Genomic DNA, 11218 nt, shown 5'->3' with positions numbered 1-11218 from the left:
AGCGCTGTTAAACGGGATGATCCGTAGGCGCTATCCCTCTTCTTTAGCAGGCGTATGCTGGCAGGTGCAGCGCATATTCCTGCCCCAGTAAACTGATTGCTCGTGGAGCCTAGAATGAAATTCCTCCAGCTATTCAAGTGTCCCGTCAGGGTTATCGCCATTTCTGCACTGCTGTTGTCTGCAGAATCCGGGTACGCCGCTTCCCCCGTCCAGCCATCTTTAACCTGGGAGTATTGGGCCCCTGGCGGTGGTGGCGAAATTCAATCCATCTATGCAGAGCCCAACGTACCTGGCCGCTTTTATGTGATGAGCGATATGGAAGGCGCCTATCGCAGTGACGACTACGGGCAGTCTTACCGGTTGCTTTCCAAAGACTTGCCGCAATTGAATGTGTTCGGCATGACCAGCGACCCGGAAAATCCCCAGCGCTTGTACTTAGGCACTCACCGCATGGCGCTCAAAAGTAATGACGCTGGCGATAGTTGGGAGCCAATTCCGGAAACTCTGAATTACCCGATTCATATAGCCGGTGTGCATCCCAGCGATTCCAACCTGGTGTTGCTGGCTTTGAGCAGCCCCGACGCAGACGACCTGAATCGCATGGTGCAACGCGTTCCTGAGTACGCCGACGGCAGCAAGCATCCCGGGCTTGTTTTTGTCTCCCGCGACGGCGGCAAGACCTTTGAGAAATCGTTTTACGATCAGAAAAAAAAGAAAGGCCAGAATGCCTGGCAGCTGGCTTTCGATGAAGAACGCAACCGGATTTATCTGGCAACAGAGCGTGGGCTCTATTTTTCGGCGGATGCAGCGCGCAGTTGGCAACCGGTAAAGCTACCCCGTGGCTATCGCCACGCGCTGGGTATTGCCCTGGATCCAACGGAACGCTTTGCCTTTGCCGTTCTCTCCAAAAACAGCAAGCAGTCCACCGTGTTTTCTGTGGATGCTGAGCAACTTGCCGCCAATGAGGCGGACTGGGTGCAAGTCGACCAGTTGTACGGGGCACCGGAAAAGCGCCTGGCACAGCCCGGGGAAACCCGGGAAGAATGGGATGGGGAATCCTATACCAATCCTGGCCAGCGCTATGCGCGCCTCGAAATTGATCCACGCAGTGGTCAGGCGGCCTATGGGCTGAAAAATACAGTGCGGGTGCTGCTGGGTAAAACCATGAAGCACCACAATAGCTCCCTGTTCATGTCCAGCCTGGATATCAGCAAAGGCGTGCCCACTCAGGCAGCCTGGCAGCGTATCTATTACGAAGGTGGCCAAAAGGGTTGGGAAACCTCCCAAGGATCTGACAACTATGTCCAGATCGACAGCTTTGCCTTTTCGCCAATTTCATGGGGTGAAGACGCCAAGGTGTTGCTTGAGAACGGCCATGGAATCAGTCTTCTCGATCCGGCAGCGAAGGGCTTTCCCAAGCGCGGGGCAGAGTCGGTGCTGTATCAGACACGGGTTGAAAAAGATAACGGGACGAACGGCGCGGTAACCTGGCGTAATCGGGGCTTCGTGAATACCTACAACAATGATTTTGCGAGTTACGACAACTACGCCATTGCGGCACTTGCAGATCAGGGGCTGCATGAAAGTTGGGATCACGGCCAGAGTTGGACGCGCGCGTTTCGCCCGATTCCCCAGGTGACGGCATCCAAGTCGGTGGAAATTCTCGAGACAACGCCGCCAATTGCGGTACTCGCCAGTGGTTTTGGCTATGGTGCAGGCGATATTCCCATGGGGCTCTTCGCCAAGAAGCTGGATGACCTTTCACCACAGGACAAATGGGTACACCTGGCGGGAGGTATTGATAAGTGGACCGGCGAAGATACGGAAAATGCAGGAGGCCTGCCCTCGGTTCCCAAAAAGTCGCGCAAGCATGGCGATTGGAGTTCGTGGGACTACCGGATCTGGGGTATGGCCGCCGATAGCCAAAACCCCAAACGACTGTTTATCACTTTTCGCGGTAAAGGTATTTACGTTTGTGATGACGTGCCTGCGCTGTTGAACGGTGAGGGCGAGGGTTTCCGCAAGCTCAATTTTGGCGAGGTGGTGATTCCCAAAGCCGCCATTGTTGCGCATCCAGCGTTGGAGAATTCCTTCTTCGTCGCCTTCCAGAATTACATGATTTTCTACCATGACGACAAAATGGGAATGGTGGGTGAATTCCCCGGGGCAGTAGAAGATGTCGCCGCCTGGATTAATGACGACCACATTGTGTTGGCCGTTGCTGCCTTTAATCCGGAGGATAACAGCCACAACGTTTATGTCTCTTCGGATCTGGGCTCGACGTGGGACAAGCTTCTGGATCGTGCGCGCATGAAAAAGGTGGGTGTGCCCAAATGGTTCGAAACCGACGCGTACACCCGCGACGATCAAGAATTCCCGTTTATGACGGGATTGGCGGGATACCGTGATCGGCTGTTCGTGCCGGTTGGAAGTATTCGCAATAATGTGGGCATCTACGAAATCCATTTGAAATCTGATTCACATCCCCTGCAGTTTGATGTGCGTGACATTACGGAGTCCTCAGGTACACGGCATGGCTATACCCGTGTCAATGAGGGTGAAGTGCGTTGGATCAACGGTGAGCCGCACCTCATACACAGCACCCGTGGTGCGGGGGTGGTCGCGGCGAGCCTGAAGGAATATATGCCGGAGTCCGTTGCGCGAAAGCCCTAAATGCGGGATTTCGCGTTGATCGCGTTCGAGTTGATGGCTTTGGGTCTATGGCTTTTGTGTTGATGGATGAGTGAAAGTCTGGCCCAAATCCGAAACAGGCCGGCACCGGCAGTTCCCGCCAGGGGTTTCTGTGCAGTGTCAGCAGACGTAACCGTTACTATTTTTCGCTGCTTTTGGTCTCAGGGATCTGTTGTGCCCCAAGTTGTGCGCCAAAAAGCGTAGCGCAGGAGCAAACCATGCAAAGCATAAAAAGAAACAGCACTCTCCGTTCGTTACTCGTTCCGGCAGGCAGCAGCCTGCTCGCCGTGATGGTCTCTCATAGTGCGGTGAGTTTGTCGATCGAAGAGACCACGCAGTACAAACCGGTACCCGCAGAAACCCTCGATTACATCAAGCGTGCGGCCGACGGTGACCACCTCGCACTGGAAGGGGGGCACCTGGCCCTCGATGGGCATGTGATGCCCTATCCGTATTTCCAGCCCCACGAAATCCTTTTTCTGGATCGCCTGGGGAAGCTGCGCCATGAAACCCTGTGGAAAGTTGAGCGTGTAAAGCGGGTCGATCACTGGGACCCGGCTTACCCCCAACAGGAGGTCCCCCCCGCAGAAATGCAGCAGGACCCGAGCAGCCTGGTGGGTGGCCGCCACAGCCAGCACACCTACTGGTTTGAGATCCCGCCGCTGCCGCCATCCGAGGCGGGCGTAGAGCGGTTCTTTACCCTTAAACCGATGGATATGTCGGTGCCCGGCTGGCCGGAAACCACGATTTATGTCAACGGGGAAGCGAAGGCGGCGCTACAGCGCAAGCATTTTTACTGGTCCCTGGACTCCATGATGGATTCCACCCAGCCCAACCGGGTTACCCTGAAAAGCTTTGGTGTATTCGATCAGCCGCGGGGGTATCGGGAGGTCGCAGTTGTCGAGCGCAAGCCCGATGCCGACGAGGTGTACTGGCGCATGCGTGTATTGATTGAGGCAGCGTCCATCCTTCGCGAAGACTCGGAAGCGTATCAGTCGGTGCGCGCATTGATCGACGAGGTCATGACGTCGGTCAATCTTGAGGTGGCAGGCTCCGAGCTACTCGACCAGCAGTTGGCTAGCGCGGTGGACACCTTGCAATCCGGATTTGAGACGCTTGCAGAGATGGCCGCACCCAGCGAGACCCTGAAGGTATTGATGCACGGGCATCTGGACAGTGCCTGGCGCTGGACCTTTGAACATACCGACGACAAAATCCAACGGCTCGCGCTGAATAACCTGTACCTGATGGATCGCTTTCCCGAGTACCAGTACGTATTCACCACGCCTTACCATTACGAACGCATGCAGTCACTGTATCCGGACCTTTTCGGTCGCGTGCGTGCGAAGATTGCCGGCGGGCAGTGGATAGCCAACGGTGCCACTTATGTTGAAAACGACATGAACCTGCCGAGTGGCGAGAGTGTGGTGCGCCAGTTACTTTACGGGCTGGATTATTATGAAAACCAGCTGGGAGTGACCGACAACACTCTGTTTTTGCCAGACACCTTCGGCTACCCGCCGTTTATTCCCCAGGTCGCCCAGAGTTTTGGCCTGGATCATTTGATCGGCATGCGCACTAATACCCCGGAAATCGACAGCAGTATTTATCGCTGGCAAGGGATCGACGGCAGCGAAATTCTGGTGAACTCCCTGACTACCCCTGCGTGGGAATACCCATTTCACGATCCGATTCATAACTATCGTTTCGAAGATGGCAGCCTGATTACCACCTATAACGCGCCAGATGCAGCACCGCGACGCCTCGCGGGTACCTGGAACCAGTTTAAAAACAAAGATGCCACCGATAACCAGTTGCTGCTTGTGGGCTGGGGGGATGGCGGCGCCGGTGGTTCCGAGGATCAGGTGGAAGTGATCCGCCGGGTGCAGGCGCTCCCGGGATTCCCCGCCGTGGAATGGACCACACTGCACGATTACATCCGTGGGCAGCAACAGCACTGGAGCAAGTTCCCGTTGTACGACGATCGGATTCTTCCCGATTCTTGGATAGAGCGCACGTTCATGATGGCCAACGGCATCAAAATGGCGAACCGCGCGGTGGAGCAGCGGCTTGCGGAGGCTGAAGCGTTGTCCACGCTGGCGGCTATGGAAGGGCTGGAATATCCCGCGCAAGCGCTAAAGCAGACGTGGAAGGCACTACTGGTCAACCATTTCCACGATGTGATCACCGGTATGGCCGTTCCGGAAGTGCTGGAGTCGGCCAATGCCCACCTGCGCTCGCTGGAGGCGCAGGCGACGGACATTCGTGACCGCGCCATGGCACACTTGCAGGACAAAATTGCGCTGGAAGGGGACGGGCTGCTGATTTTCAATGGCGCCCCGGTGACGCAGAGCGGTCTGGTTCGCCTTGGGGCGCAAGAACAAAAGGCGAGCGCATTGGTGACCGCCGACGGTGTCGAAGTGCCGGTTGCATTGGCCCCGGATGGGGAGCTGGTAGCCGATCTGCCGCCGTTACCGGCGGGCCAGTTTCAGCTGCTGTACTGGCGCGACGACACCAGTCTTGAAGCGCCCGCGTTGCGCGCGGAAAACCGGATACTGGAAAACACGCTGGTCAAAGTGACGTTCAACAAGCGCGGGCAAATTACCTCCTTCTGGGACAAAGACCAGCAGCGCGAACTGGTACCCGAAGGGCAGCTCTGGAATACCATGCTCAAGGTGTCCCACGAGGACCAGAGCGAGACACCGGTATCCGCCAGTGCGCGCTTCAGTCGCTATTTCACCAATCCGCTGCAGGCAGGGATGACCATCCGCTTCCAGGTGGAGGACTCCGAGTTCGAACAGCGTGTGTGGCTGGGTAAAAACGACAAGCAGTTGCATTTCGACAGCCATATCGACTGGCGCGATTACGACCGGCTGGAAGTGGATTTCCCCCTGGCAGTGAACAGTCAAAAAGCCCATCACGGGATTCAATTTGGCTACATCGACATGGAGCGCGGTAATCACGGCAAGAACGACCATCTGGTATCACCGACAGCGGCATTCGAGTGGGCCGATGTGTCCGAGAGTGGTTATGGGGTCGCGCTGATGGACCGAACCCGCTACGGCTACGACCTGAAATCCGGTGGGCTGCGCCTCAACCTGAGTTTCGGTCAGCGCAAACATTCATATGCCGAACTGGAGCATGTGGGCTGGGGGATCGAGGAGTCTGGTGATGCCGGTGGTGAACACTTCAGCTATGCGATCTATCCCCACAACGGCACCATGCACGAGGCCAAAGTGATCCAGCGGGCCAAGGCGTACAATCACCCGTTGGTTGTTGCGGAAGTGTCTGGGAACCGAAAGGGGCAGGCACCCGAGCAGTTGAGCTTATTGCGCTCGACTCTGCCGGACAACGTTCTGATCAGCGCGGTGAAGCAGGCCGAAGATGGCAGTGGCATGATCGTGCGCCTGTTTGAGACGGAGAATAAACGGACCCGAGTCAAGCTGGCATTTGATCCACGTGTGGCGTCGGTATGGCAGGTGAATATGAAGGAAGATCCGGCGGCGCCCAAACCACTTGCGTTTGCCAGGTCTGAACGCGCAGTGGATACATCGGAACTGGTGTTCCGACCGTTTGAAATCAAAACATTGAAGCTGGCGCTGGCCGAGTAGCGCGCATCGGCCATTGTCCGCTAGAACGAAAAACGGCACTCCTTAGCGAGTGCCGTTTTTTTTGCCGACGGAACGCCTGCAGTGCGGATCTTTCTTATGCGAGGTCATTGAATACCAGGCGAATACTGCGCTGGTATTCTTCGTCAGGCGTGAGCACCGGACTTGGAAAGCCCGGTTGGTTGATCGCGTTGGGAAAATTGTGCGGCTCAAGGCATACACCCGCGTAAGGGGCAAAGCGGCCACCCAGCCCGCCACCATCGTAGAACTGCAGCCCGGGCTGGTCGGTAAACAACTGCATTTTCACACCGCTGTGTGGGGCCCACAGGGTTGCCTGCGGCTGCAACGGGGTACGGTGGAATGGAAAGTAGTGGTCGAAGCCCGGGTGCGATTTCAGGTCTGCGTCGTTCCAGCGCGCCTCGTGCTCGGCAAGTGACCGGCGATGGTCGAGGGTGTTACTGACGGTAAGCTCGGTAATCTCGCCACTGGGCACATTCGCGCGGGTTTTCGGCAGGTAGTGCCGGCTGTTAATGGCAAGCTCTAGGCGGCGAGTATCGCTTTGCCCCAGGGTGAAATAACCGTGGCTGGTGAGGTCTACCGGCGTGGGGGCGTCGGTCTTCGCCGTAAAGTGGATATCCAGTGTGTTGTGGCCGTTGTGCTGGTAGTGCACTTCCGTGCGCAGTGTGCCGGGAAACCCCTGGTCGCCATCCGGTGACAGGATATTCAGACGGGTGCTGTGCGCATCTGCGTGCACCTGTTGCCAACACTGGTTGGCAAAATTGCGTATGCCGCCGTGCAGGCTGTGGGGCGGGTCGTTGGCCGTGAGCTGGTATTCGCGACCGTCCAGGGAGAAACGCGCGTTTTCGATGCGGTTTGCAACGCGCCCACACACTGCCCCGAGGGCAAAGGGGTCGCTGGCTAAATCCTCTATCCGAGGGTAGGCCAGGAGCATTTCCCGTCCGCGGAAGCGGATCGATGCGAGGCGTGCGCCGAATTCAATGACGGTGACTTCGAGATCCGTTCCCTCACCCAGTACGCTGACGGCGCCGATGCCGTCGGAGGCTTTGTGCTGCATATTGTTATTGGTCTCTGGTGTGCGGCCATTGCGCAATGCTATGTCGAAACCCCAGAACACGCCAAAAAATGGTTGCTTTGTCGGGGATCGCTCATTTAATATGATTATCAATGATCAAAAATGATCGCTATTGATGGTTCGATTGTCGCGGTGCCGGTTCAATAAATCAATACTGGCCCATGAATCAGTAAGGGCACATTCCTCAGTCGCGGTCGAAGAGGCAACCTGGGTCAGCGACGAGCCCACTTGGCGGCCTTGGTAAAAGAATAAGAAGTAGCCCCGGAGGGCATTGGACGGTGAGAGATTACCGCTTGAACGGCGACAGCACGCGTGCGGCCCAGGCCAATGGGTTGGCGGATGCCCAGTGGTACCAGAGCCCCGTACCCAAAGCGCAAATGCGCCAGCTACTGCAGCGAAAAAATGGCCCCGCGGTACGGGATACCGCCTTGTGGTTTTCCCTGCTCGGTGTAGCGGCCTATGCAATGGTGCAGACTTGGGGGAGTGCCTGGTTTTTCCTTCCGTTCATGCTCTATGCCGTTTTGTACGCGTCCGTATCAGATTCCCGCTGGCATGAAAGCAGTCACGGGACGGCGTTTCGTTCCGACTGGATGAACACGGTTCTGTATGAAGTGTCGTCCTTCCTGGTGTTTCGTGAGTCGACCACTTGGCGCTGGAGCCACGTTCGCCACCATACAGACACCATCATTGTTGGTCGCGACCCCGAAATTGCCAGTCCCAGACCGGTCCGCCTGTTATCGATGTTGCTCAGTGTATTCAAGCTCAATGTCATGTGGGCGGAAGGGCGCCGCATGGTCATGCATGCTCTGGGCAAGCGCACGGATGACGCGAATGCGTTTGTGCCGGAGTCCGAATGGCCAAAGATTCACTGGAAAGCGCGCCTGTATGTAGTCATTTACCTGAGTGTGATGGGGCTCGCGCTCGTCTCCCAATCTTGGCTGCCGCTATTTTTTGTTGGCTTGCCAACCGTATTCGGTTCCTGGTTGATTGCCCTCTATGGGTATACGCAGCATGCCGGACTGGCGGAGAACGTACTCGATCACCGTCTGAACAGCCGCACCATCGCCATGAACTGGTTGAACCGGTATCTCTACTGGAACATGAATTACCACGTAGAGCACCACATGTACCCGCTGGTTCCCTATCACTCGCTGCCAAGGCTACATGCGCTGATCAAGGACGACTGCCCTCCCGCCTACCCGGGACTGCTGGCCGCGTGGAAGGAAATTCTCCCCGCGCTGTGGCGACAGTCGAAAGACCCGGAGTATTTCGTTGAGCGGACACTGCCAGAACCAGCGAATTTCAACCGGGAAGTGGCGGGGGAAGTATCGGGGGAAGTATCGGTCATTACTCCACTTGGCGAGCAGGATGCGGACGGTTGGATTCGTGTAGGTCCAACCCGCGTGCTTTCCGCCGAGGATGTCATTCGGGTGGACTATCGCGGTCACACCTATGCGATGTATCGCACCGCTGAGGGAAATGTATTTGCCACCGAGGGTATCTGTACCCATGGCCGAACACATCTCGCAGACGGATTTGTAAAAGGGCATCTCATCGAGTGCCCCAAGCACAATGGGCGTTTCGACATTCGCAGTGGTGCGGCAGTTCGCGCACCGGCGTGCAGCGCGCTGGAAACCTTTGCGGTGCGAGAGCGGCAGGGGCAGCTGGAGCTCTGCACCCGTCCGAATATTGCGCCAAATAATGGGGATCCCACCCGGCAGCGGTGGCAGTTCCGCGTTGTGGGCAAGCGCAATATTGCCAGTTTCATCTGTGAGTTGGAGCTGGAACCCATACAGCTCGCGCCGGCCTTTCACTATCAGCCGGGTGATTATATCCAGCTGCTGGTACCGTCCTACGGGCCTCGCTACCTGCAACGAGACCAGGTGGATACGAGCGTTAGGGATATGTGGGAAAGCCTGGGAATCTTCGATATTCAAGTTGAAAACGATCTGGTCTGCAAACGCAATTACTCGATCGCCAGCAATCCCGCGCTGGATAGAATCATCAAGCTGAACGTGCGTCTTGCCTTGGGTGAGATTGCGGGTAAGCCGGCGCTCGGGGTTGGGTCGAGTTATGTATTTAGTCTGCGCCCTGGTGATGTTATCGAGGCGCAGGGGCCGGCTGGTGACTTTCGGATCAAGCCTGCCGAGTCGGAAATGGTTTACTTGGGGGGCGGCGCCGGTATGGCACCGTTGCGATCCCATATTTCGCACTTGCTGGAGACTGAAGGCACGGATCGAAAAATCAGTTTCTGGTATGGCGCGCGTAATGAACGTGAATTGATTTACTCGGAGTATTTCCGTGATCTCGCGGAGCGCTTTCCTAATTTCAGCTTTCATGTGGCGCTATCGGAAAGTGCAGGTGTATCCGCGGATTTTCCGCAAGGGTTTATTCACGAACATCTTTATGAGAGCTACTTGCAGGCGCACGATGCCCCGCAGCAAGTGCAGTTTTACCTGTGTGGGCCACCGCCGATGATGGCCGCGACGCGCCAGATGCTCGGTGAAATGAAAGTGCCGAAATCTCAGATTGCGTTTGATGAATTCTAGTTTTCGTGGAGTGTGCCGGGTGGAGCCCTGGTGCACGGTTGTCTCTTCGGACGGCGCAATGACGTGAGTCATGGCAATGTTTGGAGCTCTTCGTCAGGAGACCTTCGCAAGAAGATCTAGTCTCCCTTTCTCGTCGCCCCCGCAAGGGGGCTTTTTTTTGCCCGCGTTTTTTCACCGGGAACGAATGGTATGCGGGAGGGGGAAGCAGGAAGTAAGGCGGGGTAATCGGGGAGTGGGGAGAATGGGGAAAGAGTTTCGGGGCCACACAGCGCGGCCCCGGGGGCTGCTCAGTGTTCGCTGGTTTCAGCATTCAAACCGGGAAGCTCGTGTGACAGCAACCACTGGTAAAAATCCTCCCCGGCATAAACACGACGCCAGACGTCGTGCCCCATATCTTCATGCACGGTGAAGCGCACCTGTGGATGGCCCAGTGCTTTCAGCTGGTTGAGCCCGGGATAGAATTGCTCCACAGGGATTACGGGGTCCAGCCCTCCGGCGAAGGCCCAGACCGGCGTGCGTGCATCGGCAAGTGGTGTGACGAGGTCCGGATGTCCCCATCCTGCGATGGGCGCTATCGCGGCGAATCGCCGGGGGTACTTGCTGGCAAGATACCAGGTGCCGAACCCCCCGTAGCTCAGGCCGCTCAAATAGGTCCTGGCGCGGTCGGTGCGATAACGGGTTTCCACCAGGTCGAGCATGCGTATCAGGTCCTGTTCGATCTTATCCCATCCCTCTGGCAGGACACTGCTTTCGCCCGTCATATCGGCTGCTGGTACGCCGTCCATGGGCTCTTCCGGCACCGTTGCCGGGGCGCGTGGGGGCGTACCCTGATCCTTGCGCCGCGGGATGTTTTCCCTCTGCCGCTCGAGCAGGTACGCCGGTCCATTCTGTCTAAACGAAAACATGGGAAGTTGCGGGGCGATAATGATAAACGGAAGGTCCCGCTTGAAAACCCAGGCCTCCATGAGCGGACCATGCATCATCACAAAATCCAGTTCATCTTTACCGTTACCTCGCTCGCCGTTCCCATGCAGGAACATGAGCACAGGCCATTCACGCTGGGTGTCGGAATGATAATCACGTGGCAGGTAGACAAAAAAGTCTCGCTCACGTTGCTCACTGTCGCTATAGGGAATGCGCAGCAGGTCCGGTTCTGAGCTCGCCTGCCCATCGCCACAACCGGCGATCACTGTGAGTAATCCGGCTGCCAGCGCGGTGCGCAAAAACCGGTGTCGGCGAAGGGGGGCGATTAAGTTCTGCATAAGCGTTCGGTGAAA

General features: G+C 56.9%; 5 protein-coding genes. 3 read left to right on the top strand and 2 right to left on the bottom strand.

Annotation, left to right across the window (positions count from 1 at the left end; genetic code table 11):
- The first annotated feature begins 114 nt into the window (after positions 1-114).
- Together AU182_RS12915 and AU182_RS12910 are read left to right on the top strand one after the other, a co-directional pair.
- The gene (locus tag AU182_RS12915; RefSeq protein WP_227718258.1) at positions 115-2673 is read left to right on the top strand and encodes a hypothetical protein; all 2559 of its coding nucleotides are present in this window, start codon (positions 115-117) and stop codon (positions 2671-2673) included.
- 236 nt (positions 2674-2909) lie between these two features.
- Positions 2910-6302, top strand: coding sequence for a glycoside hydrolase family 38 C-terminal domain-containing protein (locus AU182_RS12910; protein ID WP_066965903.1), 3393 nt, complete (start codon positions 2910-2912; stop codon positions 6300-6302).
- A gap of 94 nt (positions 6303-6396) precedes the next feature.
- On the opposite strand, the gene AU182_RS12905 is transcribed toward AU182_RS12910, so the two are convergent.
- Positions 6397-7374: an aldose epimerase family protein gene (locus AU182_RS12905; protein WP_153039226.1), complete on the bottom strand. Its 978-nt coding sequence runs from the start codon at positions 7372-7374 to the stop codon at positions 6397-6399.
- A gap of 296 nt (positions 7375-7670) precedes the next feature.
- Between AU182_RS12905 and AU182_RS12900 the strand changes: the two genes are divergently transcribed.
- Positions 7671-9941: a fatty acid desaturase gene (locus AU182_RS12900; protein WP_066965897.1), complete on the top strand. Its 2271-nt coding sequence runs from the start codon at positions 7671-7673 to the stop codon at positions 9939-9941.
- Positions 9942-10228: 287 nt separating this feature from the next.
- Here AU182_RS12900 and AU182_RS12895 read toward each other — a convergent pair whose 3' ends face one another.
- Positions 10229-11203 carry an alpha/beta hydrolase-fold protein gene (locus AU182_RS12895; RefSeq protein ID WP_066965895.1) on the bottom strand — a complete coding sequence of 325 codons (975 nt, stop codon included), beginning with the start codon at positions 11201-11203 and terminating at the stop codon, positions 10229-10231.
- Positions 11204-11218 lie beyond the last annotated feature (15 nt).

This window comes from Microbulbifer sp. Q7 (genome assembly GCF_001639145.1).
Lineage (GTDB): Bacteria > Pseudomonadota > Gammaproteobacteria > Pseudomonadales > Cellvibrionaceae > Microbulbifer.
Note: the sequence above shows the minus strand (reverse complement) of the source record. Positions and strands in the feature narration are given on the sequence as shown.

What these genes read in the sequence shown, in the direction of transcription:
- AU182_RS12915 (WP_227718258.1), top strand. Translation starts at nt 115, where the DNA reads ATGAAATTCCTCCAGCTATTCAAGTGTCCCGTCAGGGTTATCGCCATT.
- AU182_RS12910 (WP_066965903.1), top strand. Translation starts at nt 2,910, where the DNA reads ATGCAAAGCATAAAAAGAAACAGCACTCTCCGTTCGTTACTCGTTCCG.
- AU182_RS12905 (WP_153039226.1), bottom strand. Translation starts at nt 7,374, where the DNA reads ATGCAGCACAAAGCCTCCGACGGCATCGGCGCCGTCAGCGTACTGGGT.
- AU182_RS12895 (WP_066965895.1), bottom strand. Translation starts at nt 11,203, where the DNA reads ATGCAGAACTTAATCGCCCCCCTTCGCCGACACCGGTTTTTGCGCACC.